16 protein-coding genes and 1 tRNA gene are annotated in these 19194 nt (G+C 43.9%); 11 read left to right on the top strand and 6 right to left on the bottom strand.

The window, feature by feature from the left end; genetic code table 11:
• Window positions 1–142: 142 nt before the first annotated feature.
• Window positions 143–373 carry a hypothetical protein gene (locus tag K0O23_RS19235; RefSeq protein WP_219879086.1) on the bottom strand — a complete coding sequence of 77 codons (231 nt, stop codon included), beginning with the start codon at window positions 371–373 and terminating at the stop codon, window positions 143–145.
• A 489-nt stretch (window positions 374–862) separates the two neighbouring features.
• On the opposite strand from K0O23_RS19235, the gene K0O23_RS19230 reads away from it, so the two are divergent.
• Window positions 863–935, top strand: a tRNA-Gln gene (locus tag K0O23_RS19230).
• Window positions 936–1107: 172 nt separating this feature from the next.
• On the opposite strand, the gene K0O23_RS20445 is transcribed toward K0O23_RS19230, so the two are convergent.
• Window positions 1108–2757: a gliding motility-associated C-terminal domain-containing protein gene (locus tag K0O23_RS20445; protein ID WP_219879085.1), complete on the bottom strand. Its 1650-nt coding sequence runs from the start codon at window positions 2755–2757 to the stop codon at window positions 1108–1110.
• Between the two features lie 272 nt (window positions 2758–3029).
• Between K0O23_RS20445 and K0O23_RS19220 the strand changes: the two genes are divergently transcribed.
• The 5 genes from K0O23_RS19220 to K0O23_RS19200 all read left to right on the top strand — a co-directional run bounded on the left by K0O23_RS19220 (window position 3030) and on the right by K0O23_RS19200 (window position 7724).
• Window positions 3030–3959, top strand: a complete 930-nt coding sequence (locus tag K0O23_RS19220; protein ID WP_219879084.1) for a ribose-phosphate pyrophosphokinase — start codon at window positions 3030–3032, stop codon at window positions 3957–3959.
• A gap of 202 nt (window positions 3960–4161) precedes the next feature.
• Complete coding sequence (locus K0O23_RS19215; protein ID WP_219879083.1) at window positions 4162–4749, top strand: 50S ribosomal protein L25/general stress protein Ctc; 588 nt, start codon at window positions 4162–4164, stop codon at window positions 4747–4749.
• A gap of 243 nt (window positions 4750–4992) precedes the next feature.
• The gene (gene pth, locus K0O23_RS19210; RefSeq protein WP_219879088.1) at window positions 4993–5556 is read left to right on the top strand and encodes an aminoacyl-tRNA hydrolase; all 564 of its coding nucleotides are present in this window, start codon (window positions 4993–4995) and stop codon (window positions 5554–5556) included.
• Window positions 5557–5691: 135 nt separating this feature from the next.
• Entirely contained in the window at window positions 5692–6945 is a 1254-nt protein-coding gene (locus K0O23_RS19205) for an MDR family MFS transporter (RefSeq protein WP_219879082.1), read from the top strand.
• A gap of 206 nt (window positions 6946–7151) precedes the next feature.
• On the top strand, window positions 7152–7724 hold the full coding sequence (locus K0O23_RS19200) for a transposase (RefSeq protein WP_219879081.1): 573 nt from the start codon (window positions 7152–7154) through the stop codon (window positions 7722–7724).
• Window positions 7725–8021: 297 nt separating this feature from the next.
• Here the strand turns inward: K0O23_RS19200 and metG are convergent, their stop codons facing one another.
• A complete protein-coding gene (gene metG / locus K0O23_RS19195) occupies window positions 8022–10061 on the bottom strand; it encodes a methionine--tRNA ligase (RefSeq protein ID WP_219879080.1) in 2040 nt (679 codons plus the stop codon).
• A gap of 138 nt (window positions 10062–10199) precedes the next feature.
• On the opposite strand from metG, the gene K0O23_RS19190 reads away from it, so the two are divergent.
• Window positions 10200–10424: a hypothetical protein gene (locus tag K0O23_RS19190; protein ID WP_219879079.1), complete on the top strand. Its 225-nt coding sequence runs from the start codon at window positions 10200–10202 to the stop codon at window positions 10422–10424.
• A gap of 57 nt (window positions 10425–10481) precedes the next feature.
• On the opposite strand, the gene K0O23_RS19185 is transcribed toward K0O23_RS19190, so the two are convergent.
• The 3 genes from K0O23_RS19185 to msrB form a co-directional block, all read right to left on the bottom strand.
• A complete protein-coding gene (locus tag K0O23_RS19185) occupies window positions 10482–10826 on the bottom strand; it encodes a hypothetical protein (protein WP_219879078.1) in 345 nt (114 codons plus the stop codon).
• A 163-nt stretch (window positions 10827–10989) separates the two neighbouring features.
• Entirely contained in the window at window positions 10990–11253 is a 264-nt protein-coding gene (locus tag K0O23_RS19180; protein WP_246597225.1) for a hypothetical protein, read from the bottom strand.
• Window positions 11254–11608: 355 nt separating this feature from the next.
• Window positions 11609–12160 (bottom strand): peptide-methionine (R)-S-oxide reductase MsrB, encoded by a 552-nt coding sequence (gene msrB / locus K0O23_RS19175; RefSeq protein ID WP_219879077.1) that lies wholly within the window; start codon window positions 12158–12160, stop codon window positions 11609–11611.
• Between the two features lie 214 nt (window positions 12161–12374).
• Between msrB and typA the strand changes: the two genes are divergently transcribed.
• The 4 genes from typA to K0O23_RS19155 all read left to right on the top strand — a co-directional run bounded on the left by typA (window position 12375) and on the right by K0O23_RS19155 (window position 19127).
• The gene (typA, locus tag K0O23_RS19170; protein ID WP_219879076.1) at window positions 12375–14186 is read left to right on the top strand and encodes a translational GTPase TypA; all 1812 of its coding nucleotides are present in this window, start codon (window positions 12375–12377) and stop codon (window positions 14184–14186) included.
• 526 nt (window positions 14187–14712) lie between these two features.
• Window positions 14713–16305 carry a hypothetical protein gene (locus K0O23_RS19165; protein ID WP_219879075.1) on the top strand — a complete coding sequence of 531 codons (1593 nt, stop codon included), beginning with the start codon at window positions 14713–14715 and terminating at the stop codon, window positions 16303–16305.
• Between the two features lie 58 nt (window positions 16306–16363).
• Window positions 16364–17992, top strand: coding sequence for a hypothetical protein (locus tag K0O23_RS19160; RefSeq protein ID WP_219879074.1), 1629 nt, complete (start codon window positions 16364–16366; stop codon window positions 17990–17992).
• 622 nt (window positions 17993–18614) lie between these two features.
• The gene (locus tag K0O23_RS19155; protein WP_219879073.1) at window positions 18615–19127 is read left to right on the top strand and encodes a hypothetical protein; all 513 of its coding nucleotides are present in this window, start codon (window positions 18615–18617) and stop codon (window positions 19125–19127) included.
• Window positions 19128–19194 lie beyond the last annotated feature (67 nt).

Here is a 19194-nt window from a genome sequence, read left to right as displayed (position 1 = left end):
TGGTCTGTTCTGTCATGGCTGTTACGAATTAAGTCTGCAAACTTTAAAACGTACAACAGCCGCTGGCAGAACAGATTTTTTGTGTTAAACCGCGTGTACTATCACGCAACTTGAGTTAATTAGCTTATGACATCACACCTTTTTACAGGTTTTTCAACAGCTCTATCTGGTCATCGTTTAGCAAAATGTACCGGTTGTTAAATGGGTTGGCATAAAATTTTTCACAGATCACATACTCGCCGGTTTTTAGCTTGTGAATATTATAACTAAAAAGGCTGTTAGAACGCTCTATTACCAGCTCTGTGTTACTGAGGTCTAATTGCTGGCCACAAGTGGTTGTAATAATATCAGAGTTAATTGTTGAGGTAGACATAAACGTAAATAAGGTGTGAACATTTCATTACGCATAAACTCTATGGGAGTGACACTCCTGACTCACAAAAAGCAATATTTTTTTTTACTGTATATACATGGTATTACCATTCATGCAAATCAGGGGGATTTTAAAAAATATAAAATTGTGCTATAAGATTAAAGTATAAACTGATATGTCTGCCAAACGGGTAGACTGGTTGTGATAAATAAAATGTACAAGCTTACCATTAAACACAAATGCTGCGCAAATTAATGGCGTGAATTTCATACAATTAGGTAAGGCACTAGACCACTTCTGCCATAGAAACAGCACTTAGTTTGAAACCCTTGTTGTTGTCAAAAAGCATTTTGACATAGCGTTAGAGCAGATTTCCGACTAAATTTTTGCAAATTTTTTGCAGCATTTGTTTGCAGTTTAAAATCGTCTCTCTATCTTTGCATCACCAAACGACGAAGGGGCTTCCACCCAGTAGTTTAGTAGGGAGATTGTCCGATGGTGTAACCGGCAACACGTCTGATTTTGGTTCAGAAGAGTCCAGGTTCGAGCCCTGGTCGGACAACATAAAAAGCCCTTAGATCTGATCTAAGGGCTTTTTCGTTTTTAATCCATCATGGCAGATGCTCCTGAGCCATATTCCTTATAAATTACATATCAAAGTTTAACCTGAAGTATAGCAACCCACACCTATCTACTACAGATTAAATCAGGCTTAATCATTATCAAGGAGAAAATTATCTCACGATCTCAACCCAGCCCTTGTAGTGCTCATCAAGCTTTTTGATGTACAGTTGATAAAAGTATACACCTGACACCACGTTTTCCCCGTTCCAGTTCCCCTGATAGCTTTCTTTGCGGTACACTTCTTTCCCAAACCTGTTAAGTATAACAAGTTCATTATCCGGGTAAAGCTCCAGCATCGGAACAGAAAAGGTGTCGTTAATGCCATCGCCATTAGGGGTAAAAATATTTGGTATTTGATCTCTTGTTAGCGATGCTCCTTCATGTAGGGGAAGTATGGTTATATTCACTTCATCTGATTGGGCGCAGACTCCTTCACTAACATAGAGTTTGTAGGTTAGTTCTAATTTCTTGTTTACGGTTTCTGTGTACCGGAACGTAGGATTAGGGGAAGTTGGATCACTTAAATAGGTTGCAGGCTCCCAACGATATACTGTATTTTTATCGTAAGCCCCACCTAATACTACCTCCTCCCCTTTATACAATTGTTTATCTGCCCCCGCATCAAGGTTTTCGGTAATGGAATATAGAAAGTTGGCAGAGAAAGCAGGTAAGCTTCTAACAAACTTATTAGGGAAACTAATGGCGTTAGGAGATACTTCACAGGCCAGGCCTTCACGTTCAGGATAATTAATAACTCCTAGTGCCATTTGATTTTCTACCTGTGAATAATAAATTTTACCGTTAGGTGCCGGCTGGCCCAAATCTAAACTCACTGGCCCGTCATAAACAAGTTTTTTAGAAGCAAGTATATCCTGCTCGTTATCAGAACTAATATCAAACTGCCATATTTTTTTAATTGCGCTATTGTTACTATTAAGGTATAACTTTTTACCTGAAGCAGAAAAAACTGCATACCAGTCGGCTCCTTCTACTCTGATAGACTTTGACACCTCTCCTGTCAGGGTATTAAAATTGGCTAGTCCTAACCCTTCGATATCCTCATAACCCCTGTAAGCAAAGACAAGCTTATTACCTGCAGGTGAGAATTTTAAAAATTTAGCGTTACCAATTAAAACCGGCTCTGAGCGCACAGGCTCTTTTGATATACCCTGATCTGTTATCTTAAAAGCAAACAACTGGTCCGTACCCAATTTAATATTTGTATTAGCCTCTCCCACTAACCAATAGGTATTATTTCCACAATTACCTGAAACCGTAAAATACCCATGCGTATCCTGGTAAATGACTTTATCTTTCTCCAGTACTTTACCAGCTCCATTGTTGGCCGCAAGATCAACTATAGCATAACCAATTGCTTGTTTATCGGTCCAGTTCACACCACTTATTACCTCTAAAGTATAAAATACATAAAACAAAGAGTTTGAGCCTGGTTTTGGAATAATGTACATATCAAACCCTAAGTTTCGTGCTGCCCATCCGCCGTTCTCGATGAGTTTCCCATCCTTATTGTACATACCATACAAGTTCACAGATAGTATTACCTGCCCTGCCTTGTTAGAATAAGTATAGGTAGTAGAAGTATTAGCGGGACCAGCGTTTATTACTTCTGCTGCGCCCTTTCGAAATTTTAAACCATATCCATTCCCAAAATACCAGGTATTGGCTTCGTTTTGAGCAATGCTGAGTAGCGGAAGAAGTGCAAATACACAAATGATAAGCAGGCAGTAGAGTTGTTTCACAGCAAAAAGTATGGGCAAGTGTATGATGTGTTAAGACATAACAAATATAGAACTTAATAGAAAGTATCAGGTAATCTGAGGGAGTTTAAAAAGAACATTTATAATTTTCAGAAACCCGAGAAACTTTTCTATAGTACTTTGTCTGCTTACCTATTACCGTTCCTCTTTATTTAAACTTCATAAATAACAGAAAGCTATAGAACTAATTTTGTAGCTTTGCAGGCATAGTTAACCTAAACCCTAATACTCAACACTTAGCATTTAGTAGAATTATGCCACAGGTAAAAATCTTCTCCGGTTCCGCCTCACAGTATTTAGCTGAGAAAATAGCTACCGCCTACGGTACTAAGCTCGGCGATTTAACCATTTCCCGTTTCAGCGATGGAGAGATCGGCGTACACTTTAACGAGTCTGTGCGTGGTGCAGAAGTATTCATTGTGCAGTCTACTTTTCCGCCGGCCGATAACCTGATGGAGCTTATGTTACTCGTTGATGCTGCAAAGCGTGCATCGGCTCACAAAGTAATTGTAGTGATGCCATACTATGGTTATGCACGCCAGGACAGAAAAGACAAGCCACGTGTTTCTATCGGGGCCAAAGTATTGGCCAACGCCATACAGAGCTGCGGTGCTGACCGCCTGATGACCTGCGATTTACATGCCGGTCAGATTCAGGGTTTCTTCGATATTCCGGTAGATCATCTGGATGGTTCGGCTATTTTTGTGCCTTACCTGCGCAGCCTCAACCTAGGCTCAAACCTGATCTTCGCATCTCCTGACGTAGGAGGTGTGGTAAGAACGCGCAGCTTTGCCAAGAACTTCGGAGCAGAAATGGTAGTATGCGACAAGCACCGTAAACGCGCCAACGAGATTGCCTCTATGCAGGTAATCGGTGACGTGGAAGGTATGGACGTAGTACTGGTAGACGACATGGTAGACACTGCAGGCACTATTACTAAAGCTGCAGAGCTTCTAAAAGAAAAAGGTGCCAAGTCTGTGAGAGCTATTGCCACCCACCCAGTACTATCGGGCCCGGCTTATGAGCGTATCGAGAATTCAGTTTTAGAAGAACTTGTTGTGTCGGATACTATTCCGCTAAAGCATGAGAGTTCAAAGATAAAGGTGCTTTCTTTCGCTGACCTGTTTGCAAGAGCTATCAACAATGTGGTAACGCACGAATCGATCAGTTCATTGTTCATTTAATTGTTAATATCTGATTGTTGATTGTTGTTCGCAATAATTAACAATCAGATAGTACATATAATATCATAGTAGGTTCGAAAGGTAACTGAGAGTCTGATTGTTAGATTGATTTTTCAATACAAGAAAAAAACAATCAACAATTTAACAATCAACAATTAAATCCATACCTTTGTGGCTTCAAAATTTTAACGAATTCATTTTTATGAAAACTTTAGAGATTATAGGGTTTAAAAGAGCAAATCTCGGCAAAGCGCAGACGAAAGAGTTGCGCAATGAGTCTTATGTACCAGGTGTACTATATGGCGGTGCTGAGCAGATTCATTTCTATGCACCAGCTATCCTGTTCAGAGACTTAGTTTATTCTCCGGAAGTATACGAAGTAGACTTGAACATCGAAGGCACGCACTACAGAGCGATCATGCAGGATGTACAGTTCCACCCAGTGAACGAAATGCTTCTGCACGTTGACTTCCTTGAGCTGAAAGAAGACAAGCCAGTTAAGATCGATATTCCTGTTAAGATGGTAGGTAACTCTCCAGGTGTTATGCTTGGTGGTAAGCTTGTAATTAAGCTGCGTAAGCTTAGAGTAAAAGCGCTTCCTGCTAACCTTCCAGATTATATCGAGGTTGATATCTCTGATCTTGAGCTTGGTAAATCAATCAAAGTTGGTAAGATCAAAGCAGGTGATTTCGAGATCCTGAGCAACCCACTTGCACCAGTAGCTACAGTTACTATTCCTCGTGCTCTTAAGAGTGCACAGATGGAAGAGGCACGTGCCGGTAAGAAATAAGCTAACACAGCTTTTAGCTTTAAATCCTGTCCTGCCTCAGCAGGGCAGGATTTTTTGTTTTTGATTAGAAGTTAAATGGTTAAATTGTTGATTGCTAAGCTCATTAAAACGCGTGCTATTCTATTTAGCAATTTAACCTTTAACAATTCAACCGTTAATTACTTGAGCAATTCAACAATAGAAAGTATAAAACAGTGGCTGGGGCTTTCAGCAGCAGCACCTGCCCTACCCGAAAATACAAGTATGAAATACCTGATTGTGGGCCTTGGCAACATAGGTCCGGAATATGCCGAAACACGGCATAACATTGGTTTTATGGTGCTGGATTACCTGGCAAAGAAACACGACGCACAGTTTGACACAGGCCGCCACTCCTTTGTGACCGAGATAAAAACCAAAGGCCGCACCTTTGTGCTGGTAAAGCCAACTACCTACATGAACCTGAGCGGTAAAGCGGTTCAGCATTGGCTAAGTAACCTGAAACTGCCAGTAGAACAGATGATGGTGATCACCGACGATATTGCCATACCTTTCGGAAAGATTCGCATCCGCACTAAGGGAAGCGCCGGAGGGCATAACGGTTTAAAGCACATTGAGCAAACGCTTGGGCATAACAACTACCCTCGCCTCCGCTTTGGTGTAGGAGACTCGTTTCATAAAGGCAAGCAGGTAGACTATGTGTTAAGCAAGTTCAGCGACGACGAAAGTATAGAACTTCAGACGCTGATCGAAAAAGCCGCTGACTCCGTGATAGCCTTTGGCACCATTGGCCTGGAGCGCACCATGAACCAGTATAACACCAAATAGACTTGCACCTTATTGAGGCATACTACTGATAATTAAAAATGTAGAGACGCAAATTATTGCGTCTCTACATTTTTAATACAAAACTGAACGTATAAATTTGCTTTTTCGCCACCCATTTGCCTATACTTTACAACTATGAAAAAAATTCTCCTCCTCTACAGTAATGCCTTTGGCGGCCTCTCCAAACCAGCCTGGATGCTTTCGCTGATCATGTTCATCAACAGAAGCGGCGCCATGGTAATACCTTTCCTGGGAGTATACCTTACAGAGGCACTGGGTTATACGTTAAAAGAGGCCGGCGCCATACTTAGCATTTATGGTCTGGGCTCTGTTTGCGGCTCCTTTTTGGGCGGTTGGCTTACAGACAGGATTGGGCACTTTAAAGTACAGTTCTTCAGCCTGACAGTTGGAGGCAGTTTGTACTTTATGTTTCTGTACCTGGAGCAGTTTAAGTATATGGCGGCAGCTGTATTTATACTTGCCCTTGTAAACGATACGCTTCGCCCTGCCAATGCTTCTTCTGTAGCCTCCTATGCCAGGCCGGAAAACGTTACCCGCGCATTTTCACTAAACCGTATGGCTCTTAACCTGGGCTTTTCTGTTGGTCCTGCGTTGGGTGGTTTGCTGGCGGCTATTTCTTATAAGTGGCTTTTTGTTGCTGATGGTGTTACTTGTATCATGGCTGGCTTGTTCTTTTTTGTATACTTCAGAAACAGGCAGGGCCACAGACCACAGAAGAAAGACCCGGCAGTTGCTGCGCCAACACAAAAAGCGCGCTCCCCTTACACCGATGGGATTTTTGTGATCTTTGTGCTGCTCAACTGCGGATTTGCCATCATTTTTTTCCAGCTGCTTTCAACGTTACCTTTATACTATCGCCAGGTATATACTTTACCCGAAGAAAATATTGGACTATTGCTTGCACTAAATGGGCTAATCGTTTTCCTGTTCGAGATGATCCTGGTATACTTAGTAGGTGACAAAATCAAAAAATCGGTGTTGATACCAGTTGGTGTTCTGGTAATGGGACTTTCGTTTATAGTTCTTAATATGACATTGCACATAGCAGTGCTCTACATTGCCATGATCTTGTTAAGCTTTTCTGAAATTCTGGTGATGCCTTTTATGGCAACCATCACCGTTGAGCGCTCCGACGACAGCAACCGCGGGTCATACATGGGTCTGTATACTATTTCGTATGCGGCAGCGCATGTTGTAGCGCCTTACCTGGGCACTACCATTGCATCAACCTATGGCTTTGATACACTTTGGTGGGTACTGGGTGTGCTTGCAATCTTTGTTTGTTCTGGTTTATACTTTGTTGTGAAAAAGGTGGAAGTATTTTCCCACAAGCCTGTTGTAGCTGCCGGTGAGCCTGCGGTAATATAGAGACACGGTGTAGGTCCTGCGTAACTGGAAGCAAGAGGCCTTGCAGTTCATTCAGGGCTGTGAGATTTTTTTTGTAGAGACGCAATACTTTGCGTCTTCAAAGGCGCCGGAAAAATTCGTACCATCTGCTATAGAAAATAGACGCAAGGTTTTTGAGACATAAAATATTGCGTCTCAAAAGGCCAAGCTTTCCGTATACTTGCCCTATGGATAAGTATAAACGTACCTTCCGGATTCCACCAGCTCGATTGGACAATTGGGACTACGGTTCGCATGGTTTATACTTTATAACCATTTGCACAAAAGAGAAAGAGCATTATTTTGGTGAGGTAGTTTACTCCGCTGAAAATACTGAGCAATTTGAAACGCCTTTGGAGACGCAAAGTATTGCGTCTCTACGGTTAACTGAAATTGGAGCGGTAGCAGCTAACTACTGGGAGCAGATACCTTTATACCATCCGTTTGTAAAGCTTGATGGATTTATTGTGATGCCCAATCATATTCATGGCATCATATTTATCAATAAGCCTGATCGTGAAGAATGGCAACCTAATAAATTCGGTCCACAGTCTGGTAACCTGGCTTCGATTATCAGAGGATATAAAACTGGGGTTAAGAAATACGCTACTATAAGTGGAATTGAGTTCTTCTGGCAGAGCAGATATTTCGATAGAATTATCCGCTCTGAAAAAGAACTGCAGAACATCAGAAACTACATCTTCAACAATCCGGATAAATGGGAAGTAGAAAAGAACAACCCTGAAAATTTACTGATGTAATACCGGTTGCTATTACCAATGTAGAGACGCAATACCTTGCGTATTCAAAGGCTGTTCAGGTTGTCATGGGCGTGCTAAAAGAAGGCTACAGAAATATCAATCAGCACATAATCTGCTACTGACACAATGTTTTCCTTAGCAGCTGGTATGGATTATCCTCCTGCCTTTGAAGACGCAAAATATTGCGTCTTCAATAGCCTACGAAAAAGGCCTCGTAGTTCTGAATGAACTACGAGGCCTTTTATCAACGGCTACTACAGGAGGCGCAAGGTATTGCGTCTCTTCTACATAAGAAATTTACGACACAGTTCCGCCGTTTGTAATTTGCTTGCTTGGCTGCACAAAAGCTAAAGAACCATCAGCATTTTCAGCCATAAGTATCATGCCCTGGCTGGTGATGCCTTTGATCTCGCGTGGAGCAAGGTTTACAAGTATACTTACCTGCTGGCCAATGATCTCCTCCGGGTTAAAGAACTCTGCAATGCCGCTAACTACCGTACGCTGATCTATACCGGTGTCTATCTTCAGTTTCAGGAGTTTCTTGGTTTTAGCTACTTTCTCAGCTTCCAGAATGGTACCAATACGAATATCCATCTTAGAGAAGTCTTCGAAAGAGATATTATCTTTGGCTGGATCTGCTACAGCATTTGCCATTTCGTTTGCCTTTTTAGTATCTAATAATTTCTGCACCTGGGCCTCTACAGCAGCATCCTCCACTTTCTCGAACAACAGCTCTGGCTTACCGATTACGTGGCCGGCTGGCAGCATTTCGGCAGAGCCAGCATCAGCCCACATCGCTGGGTTCATACTTAGCATATTGCGCAGTTTATCGGCAGATGTTGGCAGGAACGGCTCCATAAGTATAGCCAGGCTACCAGATATCTGCAGCGCAATGTTCATGATGGTTTTTACACGCTCCTCGTCTGTTTTGATAAGCTTCCAGGGCTCGGTGTCTGCCAGGTACTTATTACCCAAACGTGCCAGGTTCATCAACTCACTTAATGCATCTCTGAAGCGGTAACGCTCAATATAAGTCGCAATGACCATCGGCATACCTTCCAGCACGCCCAGCACTTCTTTGTCGTAGTCAGTTAGCTCGCCGCGAGCAGGCACGGTGCCTTCGTAGTACTTTTGGGTAAGCACCACGGCACGGTTAATAAAGTTACCAAGTATGGCCAGCAGTTCGTTGTTATTGCGGGCCTGATAGTCTTTCCAGGTAAAGTCGTTGTCTTTTGTTTCAGGGGCGTTAGCGCACAACGTATAGCGCAAAACATCGCCTTTGCCCGGGAAGTCCAGTAAAAACTCGTGCAGCCAAACAGCCCAGTTACGTGAGGTAGATATCTTGTCGCCTTCCAGGTTCAGGAACTCGTTGGCAGGCACGTTGTCCGGAAGTATGTAATCACCGTGAGCCTTTAGCATGCTCGGGAAAATGATGCAATGGAACACGATGTTATCCTTACCGATAAAGTGTACCAGTTTGGTTTCCTCGTCTTTCCAGTATTTCTCCCAGTCAGGTGTAAGCGCTTTGGTAGCCGAAATGTAGCCAATTGGCGCATCAAACCATACATACAGCACCTTGCCTTCTGCTCCCTCAACCGGTACCGGCACACCCCAATCCAGGTCGCGGGTTACGGCGCGTGGCTGCAGGCCCTGGTCTATCCAGCTTTTGCACTGGCCGTACACGTTTGGTTTCCAGTCGCTTTTGTGACCTTCCACGATCCACTCGCGCAGCCATAGCTCATACTCGTTAAGCGGCAGGTACCAGTGCTTTGTTTCGCGCATTACCGGCACAGCACCACTCAATGTGCTTTTCGGGTTGATCAGGTCGGTAGCATTCAAGGTAGAACCACAGGCTTCGCATTGGTCGCCGTAAGCATTCTCGTTGCCGCACTTAGGGCAGGTACCAACTATATAACGGTCCGCTAAAAATTGCTGGGCTGTTTCGTCGTAGTACTGCTGCGTGGTCTGCTCTATAAACTTGCCATCGGCGTATAGTTTCTTAAAGAAGTCGGAGGCTGTTTCGTGGTGTACCTGCGAAGAAGTGCGGTCATACACATCAAACGACACCTTAAAATCCTCGAAAGACTTTTTGATCAGTTCGTGATACTTATCTACAGCCTGCTGTGGTGTAATACCCTCCTTCTTGGCACGTATCGTAATCGGAACCCCATGCTCATCAGATCCGCAGATAAACTTAACATCGCGGCCCTGCAAGCGCAGGTAGCGCACATAGATATCGGCAGGCAGGTATACCCCGGCCAGGTGCCCGATGTGAACCGGACCGTTGGCGTAAGGCAATGCAGCCGTAACAGTATAGCGTTTTGGTGTAGTGGTCATGTTTCTTCTTAAAGATGCAAATATACAAATACAGCGCGATTGCACCGCGCTTAACTGGCAAATGGTAAAATCTGTAATCTCTCTGACCTAATCGCATTTTTTGCGTAAGACAAAGCATCACCTTACCTATACTTTGAGATGAAGAATAAAGATAACTTTCGCACTACAAACGACGCAGACAAACTGGGTGAAGGCGCGCCAAGAAAAAATATAGACAAAAACCCAGCACCCAGAGAAGCAGACCGTGAGTCGCTTAACACACCCAAAGAAAACGAAGTATACGTTGACCTGGAGCCGGATGAACTGCATGTAGGAGACGAGCCCGTGGAAGAGGTCGAGGAAAAACAAAAGAAAAAGAAATAAGCACCACTAAAAAATGCCCCGTTCATACTTAAATGACGGGGCGTTTTTTTGCTATTGTTAATTCTGGTTTACCCGGATAGGCCTTATAACAGGCCTGATGGGCCAGTAAATATTGTGCCTGGTAGAGTCTACAGGTGAAATAGGCAGCATTTGGGGCCGTAGCGCAGGTGGTGTAGTGGCAGGGCCGTTTCTGTCAAACTCTTCTATGTTTCGTTTGCGGTTTATCTCGCTGGCCTGTTCGTCCATCCGCTCTCTCAGGTTCATATCTATGTCCCGGGTATAGTGCACTCTTCGCTCTGTAACTGCACCGGGTGGCAGGTTCTGCTGCCCCTCCGATAGCGATGTGCAGCTTGCTATACTCAGTACCAGGGCGCCTGTTATATATTTTATGTTTGTCTTCATTATTCCAGCTATTATACTTTTAACTACACTTATACTTTTGACTTATAAGTATATACGTGCTATAACAAGAGTTAAACAAAGTATAATAATTAAAAGCAGCAAAGGCGACAAGTAATAAGTAACCAGTCGCCTTTGCCCCAACTTAGCGTTAACCTGGGATATCTTAGCTGTTCTTGTAAAGGTTTGCAGCACCAACTTGGGTCAGCATCAGGCCGTCCGGCGCAGGGTTCACAAAGCCCGCTTTAGACAAATGCTGCTCTGCCTCTTTCTGCACATCTTTATAATGCGGATAACGCTCCTGCAAGTATGGGTACAGTTCCTGGTATTGCAGCGTTTCTCCCTCGTTTATGTTCATGGATTTAAAAGCATCCATGATGCACTGGGCCGTGTTCTCAATATTATCAGCGTCGGAATGTAGTTCTACCATCTTTTTTTACTTTTTAGGTTTAGAGTTTAGTACGACGGAGAATGGTGGTTAGTTAGTAGTTATTGGTTATTGGTTGACCGTTGTTCGTTGATCGTGTTTTGTAGAGACGCAATATTTTGCGTCTTGGCTGCTACAGTAATAAACCTGACCTAGCGTAAGTCTTAAGCGAAAGCGTGACTTGCAATGTAGGAAAGTCTCCCCTAAATGCTCCGGGACAGGTCAGACTTGCGTGCGCCATACTTTATACTTAGAGATGTCTGCTATTGCGAATTTTAAAAGGCACTGCCCTGTAGCAGTCAAGACGCAAAATATTGCGTCTCTTCATTCACCAGCAACTACTAACTAACAACTCACCTTACTTACGTTCCTCAAAATCTAGGGCCACGGAATTAAGGCAGTAGCGCAGGCCTGTGGGCTCAGGTCCATCTGGAAAAACGTGTCCGATATGAGAGCCGCACCGTGCGCACTCTACCTCGGTTCGTACCATACCCATTGTCCTGTCTTCTACTTCCTTTACCCGCTCTATAGAAATAGGCGCGTAAAAACTTGGCCAGCCGGTGCCGGAATCAAACTTGGTGTTGGAAGTAAACATGGGGTTGTGGCAGGCAGCGCAATAGTAAATACCCTCCTTCTTGTTATCGTTGTACTCATTATCGAAAGCACGTTCGGTGCCATCTTCGCGTAGTACATAGTACTCCTCCTTTGTTAGTAGTTTACCCCATTCCTCTTCTGTGTGCATCACTGTATCTTCCAGGGTTTCGCTGTTAAGTGCCTGGCGCACATAGTCTGGCAGTGGCTCCTGCCCACTAGTGGCTGTGGTATAATCAAGGTCTGTGGTTTTGTCTTGCTGGGTGCAGGCAGCCTGGCTGAGCAAGACAACCAATGGAATAAAATAGATTACTTTCATAGGTATACTTACGGCCATACTTCCTACTTGGCTTTAACCGATATTAAAATTCTTAAGTGCTTATGAAACAAAGTATAAGCTGTCTGTGTTTGCCCATAAGCCGGTAAAAATGCCGGTTAATTAAAATTAATAGTATCATAACCTGTTTATTTCGAGCGAACTACTAAAAGTCTGAAGCCTTTTTTGTACCTTTGCGGCTCGAAAAACCTATTCAATGCAAAATATTCGAAATATTGCGATCATCGCACACGTAGACCACGGCAAAACAACGCTCGTGGACAAGATCATCCATGCTTCTAAGCTATTCGCAGAGCACCAGCAGTTTGACGACCTTATACTGGACAACAACGACCTGGAGCGCGAGCGTGGTATCACGATCGTTTCTAAGAACGTGTCGGTTCGTTACAAAGACGTTAAGATCAACATCATAGACACGCCTGGTCACGCCGACTTCGGTGGTGAGGTAGAGCGTGTACTTAAGATGGCTGATGGTGTACTGCTTTTAGTAGATGCCTTTGAAGGCGCCATGCCACAGACACGTTTCGTACTTGGTAAAGCTATTCAGCTTGGCCTGAAGCCGATTGTGGTTGTAAACAAAGTAGATAAAGAAAACTGCCGACCTGATGAGGTGCACGAGCAGGTGTTCGACCTGATGTTTAACCTGGATGCTACCGAAGACCAGCTGGACTTCGTAACGCTTTACGGTTCTTCTAAGCAGGGCTGGATGAGCACCGACTGGATGCAGCCAACCGACAACATCACACCATTACTGGATGCTATTATTGATGTGATCCCTCCTGCTCCTTACCGTGAAGGTACGCCGCAGATGCAGATCACGTCGCTTGACTATTCTTCTTTTGTGGGCCGTATCGCGATTGGTCGCGTTCACCGTGGAACATTAAAAGAAGGTATGCCGATCGCGCTTTGCAAAGCAGACGGTACTATCAAAAAAGGAAAGATCAAAGAACTTCAGATATTTGAAGGCCTTGGCAAGAAAACAGTTCAGGAAGTATCTGCCGGCGAAATTTGCGCTGTAACAGGTATCGAAGGTTTCGACATTGGCGATACTATTGCTGATGCGGAGAATCCGGAGCCACTTCAGCGTATCTCTATCGACGAGCCAACGATGAACATGTTGTTTACGATCAACAACTCTCCTTTCTTCGGTAAAGAGGGTAAGTTCGTAACATCACGTCACCTGCGTGATCGTCTGTTCAAAGAAACTGAGAAAAACCTGGCCCTGCGCGTACAGGAAACTGACCGTGAAGATACTTTCTTAGTATTCGGTCGTGGTATCCTGCACTTGTCTGTACTTATCGAAACCATGCGCCGTGAGGGGTATGAGCTTCAGGTAGGTCAGCCACAGGTAATCTATAAAGAAATTGACGGCCAGCGCCACGAGCCAATCGAGCACCTGGTAGTTGACGTTCCGGAAGAAACAGCTGGTAAAGTAATTGAGCTTGTAACGCAGCGTAAAGGTGAACTTACTATCATGGAGCCTAAGGGGGACCTGCAGCACCTGGAGTTCAATATTCCGGCGCGTGGCTTGATTGGCCTGCGTAACAACGTACTGACTGCAACAGCCGGTGAGGCCATCATGAACCACCGTTTCCAGAGCTACGAGCCATACAAAGGCAACATACCTGGGCGTAACAACGGTTCTATCATCTCTATGGAAACTGGTCCTGGTACTGCTTACTCTATCGATAAACTTCAGGACAGAGGCGTGTTCTTCGTTGATCCGGGTATCGACGTGTACATGGGTCAGGTAATCGGTGAGCACAACCGCCAGAACGATATCACAGTGAACATCCAGAAAGGTAAGAAGCTGACAAACATGCGTGCTTCCGGTTCTGATGACAACACCAAGATCGCTCCGGCCAAGAACTTCTCTCTGGAAGAAGCCATGGAATATATCCAGAAGGATGAGTACCTGGAGGTAACGCCTAAGAGCCTGCGTATGCGCAAGATCTATTTAGACGAGAATGAGCGTAACCGCATGCGTAATAAAGAAGAAGTAGCTTAAGCTATACTTTAAAGTATAAAAAGCCCCGACCGGTATATCTGGTCGGGGCTTTTTGTTTAAGGTGGCTACGAACAACGTAGAAACGCACTGGTCAAGGATTTCTGAGCTATCTGGTGGCATCCCGCCACCTGTGCCCCATGGAAAAAAATTAAAGCGGCCAGAAACGCACATTCCGAAAGCCACTGCCCCAAAGGCAAATGATTAGCATGAAACACCCCTGCACTTATAGAGACAATGCTTCTGGTTTATCGCCCATTCCGGAAAAGTTGTGATACATGACATGAACTGCAAGCGCGCACCAACGCAGGCCTTTTCCTTTTTAAATCCTGATGCTATTACACTATTGACAGCACTCTTCCAAGTTTACCAAAACAAGAAGCTGCACCGTAGGTATGCTTCATTCTATAGTTACACTACCCTTACACAGCTATTTATACTTTTCCCTTAAAGCTTGTAGCCATTCACATGAAAACATTATAAATAAAATACGTTAGATAGGGCTAGCAATTGGAATACATAATATAATATGAATATACGCCTGGGGCATTTTATACTTTTAATGGCTGTACTGCTCGCTACAGGGTGCGTGCGCAAAAACTTCTTTGCCAAAACTCCGCTGGTAAACCCTGAAGTACGCCAGAAACTTGAACTGGATCCGGAAGCTGTTGACTCTGTTGTTGTAAAAGCAGGCAAGCATTATAAAAGAGGTTTTCTGCACCGCATTTTCTGGGGCACCCATTACCGGCCCGTCTGGAATGCGCCGGTTAAAGTGCCTGTGTTTGATATGGATACTACAAAAGGAGGTCTGGAGATAGAAAAGCTGGGAGGAGGTTTCCAGACTACCAGCCTTACGCTTGTAGACAAAGAAGGCTTTACCTATGCCCTGCGCTCCCTGGATAAAGACCCGAAAGAAGTGTTGCCAAAATTCTGGCGCAACACCTTTGTGCTTAACATCCTGCGCGATCAGATATCAGCCATAAACCCTTATGGAGCCTTGGCATTACCGCCTATGGCCAAAGCAGCCGGTATACCACATGCCACTCCCGAACTGGTGTATGTACGGCCAAATGCCAATGGATTTGGTGAGCACGAAGAGGAATTTAGCGACAGGCTTTTTGCTATTGAAGAAAAGTATAACGACGACCGCGCCATAACGCCGGCGCTGGGTAATGCAACCGATATTGTAAGTTCTGGCAAAGTGCTTAAAAACCGCTACGAGGATGATGATCACTTTATAGACCAACTGGCATTTGCAAAAGCCCGCTTATTCGATATACTGGTACACGACTGGGATAGGCACGAGGGCCAGTGGGAATGGGCAAAGTATGAGAAGAAAGGCGAAAACATTTACCGCCCAATACCAAAAGACCGCGACAATGTATTCTACAGGTTTCAGGACGGCATCATTCCCTGGATATTCAGCAGAAGCTGGGCTATACGCAAGTTCAAGTCTTTTGACGATGAGTATAACGATGTGTATGCGCTGATGATCAACTCCAGGTTTATAGACGAAAGGGCACTGAGCCAGGTAACACGCGCGCAGTTCGATTCACTGGCCCGTGAACTGCAGCAGTCCATCACCGATGATGTAATAGAAAAGGCCGTGCAGCAGTTTCCGGACTCTGTTTATAAACTGGTAGGCGAAACCACAAAAAGAAAGCTGATAAGCCGGCGTAACAAACTACCCGAAGCTGCTAATGAGTTTTATGAGCTCCTGGCCAAAGAGGTTTTGGTAGTAGGCACAGATCTGGAGGATAAATTTGAAGTAAATCGACTGGACGACGAAAGGACAGAAGTGATCGTGAGGCGTGAATCGGATGATAAAGTAATATACCGCCGTACGTTCTACCGCTCCGAAACAAAACTAATAACCCTGCATGGCCTCGCCGAAGATGACAAGTTTGACATAAGCGGCAAAGTAAATCAGGGTATAAAAATAAAGATCTATGGAGGCCGTGGTGAGGACGAGATCAAGGATACATCAGAAGTGAAAAACGGGGGCAAGAAAACCTGGGTTTATGACACCAGACGCGGAACAGAACTTGAAGCAGGCCCCACTACAAAAGACAAGCGCAAAAACGATGTACGCTTGCATGCCTTTGACCGCGAAGGCTTCTGATAGGCACGATATCAGCTTATGTTACGGGCAGGCATACTTTAAGCTTACACGAATAACTATGAATAAAACCCTTATATACCATATTGCCGCGTCACTGATCTTTCTGCTGATTGCCAGCGGTTGCAGTAACCGGTTTATACATACGGTGCAGCAGCTACCAGCACCGCCTGCTGCTGCTGCCAATGCCCATAACTACACCGACAGCACTATTACACTGGCCGCAGGAAAGCATTACGACAGAGGCCCGATTCATACTTTTTTTTACGGCGACCACTACCGCGATCTCTGGAAAACACCGGTGCAGGCAAAAGTACTGGATATTGGTACGGCAAAAGGCGGTTTAATCCCTTTGCAAATGGGTGGCAGCCGGCAAACTATTAACATGCGTATGCAAAACCCTGAAGGTATAGAGTATGTGGTGCGATCTGTAGATAAAGAGCCGGCCAGTATTTTCTCTGAGAAAATGCAGCGCAGTTACCTGGCCTATATTGTACGAGATGCTACTTCTGCCACTAACCCCTATGGTGCCCTTACCATACCGCCCATGGCCAAAGCCATTGGTATTTACTATGTAGAGCCAGAGTTGGTATACGTGCCGCACGACCCACGCCTGGGTGCCTACCGCGATAGTATTGGCGGTACTTTAGCATTATTAGAACGCAGGCCAGACGGAGACCAGTCAAAAAACCCGCTGCTGGGATATGCGCCTAATGTTAAAAGTACCCGTTCGGCCATAACAGAGCGCCTCACCGATAACGACTCCCGGTTTGATGCGCGGTTTTACCTGCGGGCCCGCCTGCTCGATATGCTGGTTGGTGACTGGAGTCGCCACGAGGGTAACTGGCGATGGGCCGAGTTTGAATATGGCAATAATGCTTATACTTACAAAGCAGTACCCCGCGACCGCGATAATGCATACTATAAATTTGAAGATGGCCTTATACCCTGGTTCTTCAAGCGCCTTGGTTTTAAGCCCCACTTCCAAACATTCCGCAAAAACCTGAAGCAGGTAGAGAAACTGAACCTGAGTGGCCGCAACCTCGACGAACTTATACTGGCAGACCTGGAGTGGCAGGATTGGAAAGAAGTAACTGACAGCGTACATGCCTCCCTGACAGATGAAGTGCTGGAAGAAGCCATGCGAGCTATGCCGGAAAACATATACGCATTAACCGGCCCTACAACTTTGGAAAAGCTAAAAAACAGAAGAGACCAGCTGCATAGTATTTCCAGTCGTTATTTTGGTGTACTTGCCAAAGAGGTTGTACTTGTAGGATCAGATAAGCACGAACAGTTTAATGTGAAGGTAATTTCTGAGGATGAGATCAAAGTGGAAATCTATAAAACTGATAAAGAGGGTGAAGTGCAGCAATTGATTAGTAGCCGAATCGTAAACTCCACAACAACTAAGGTAGTTAAATTATACGGCCTTAACGGCGATGACCACTTTTATATCAAAGGAACTGTTACACCAAATATTAAAATTCAGATCTGGGGAGGCGCCGGGGCTGATACATACAAGCTTGACGCCGGAGAAAGTAAGCTGGGTAAGAAAGTATACATAACAGACTCTACCTACAGCAACACCTATCATGTTGACAAGCATACGTCTGTAAAAATTAACGACGACCTGCCTGCTAAAGAGTTTGATGCCGAGGGTTGGCTGCTGAGGTATTATCTGGATTAGTATGCAAATTCCTTACTTACTAATATCTAAATTCTGTATGAAGATGTCGTTTCATGGAGTGTAATTTATAAATATATCATTATTTTATATAAGTTTACAAACGTATTTATACACCCTCAGTTATAGTGCGTTTACCAGCAGCTATACTGAAACTACTTAGTTTTAAAGTTATTACCAATTAAATACTATTCGATAACGTATTGTATATAGTTAGTTCACAGAGAGTGAAACGGACAAAATAATTGAGTTACAACAAATACTTTACTAAAATCTTTAATTAGATCCCACAACACCTGATGTTTAAACTTATAATAAAGTAAGGCTAAACAGCTCTAAAGGTGTCCTCCTTCTAATAAATTTAACTTTAAAGTAGATTGGATTTAAATTAAAAAAGCATTCAGATCATTAGTATAGCTGTTGCTATCAGTGTCAGCATGGTAGCCTAATATTTAAGCCTGCTGTAGTCTATCATGCAATTTTAACAAGCCTCTTCCTTTAATTGCTTAGGTACTAAGTCAGAAATTTTCTTTAGCCATTTTCCAATAACACTATTTATTGGCCTGGAAATACTTTACCCTAAACAGACCTCAAATAATAATTTTAAACATTAATTTTTATACTTATGAAAACAAGATTTTTAAGTTTCGCAATTGCGCTGGTGGCGCTGTTTGCATTTGGTAATGCCGATGCACAGAAAGCTAATCCTAAAATCAGTAATCCAGATAAGGCTGATGTTGTTCTTTCGGGTGGTTACAATAGCGATGGCTCATACACTATTTGTGTAGTTTATGCTCGCGTTACTGGTTGCGGAAATGCAAGCTCGGTAGAAGCACAACTTTCAGCTGTAGTTGATGCTACATCAAATTGCAGCAATAAAGGGCAAAATAAACAAGATCCTACGAAAAATATTCCGGGACAACTAATTGATGTAACAGGGCCACCACAACCTCTTGAGGCAACAAATGGTGCCGTGATAGTACAGAATGTATGCGTTACTATTGATGGCGGATGTAAATCTACTGGCGGTAATGACTGGGAGAATGGAGTTACAATAAACGATGTTCAAAGCTTAACTCTGTTGATTAATGGCAAGCCTGTTTCTTTAAATGCATTTTTAGATCAGCTTACATTTTAAAAATGCTATGTTTTTTAAGTCCAGGAATAATTCTTGGGCTTAAAAACATATTTCTATTTACTCATAA

The organism is Pontibacter aydingkolensis (assembly GCF_019443125.1).
GTDB lineage: Bacteria > Bacteroidota > Bacteroidia > Cytophagales > Hymenobacteraceae > Pontibacter > Pontibacter aydingkolensis.
The sequence above is the reverse complement of the archived record's forward strand: the minus strand, read 5'-3'. Positions and strand labels throughout refer to the sequence as shown.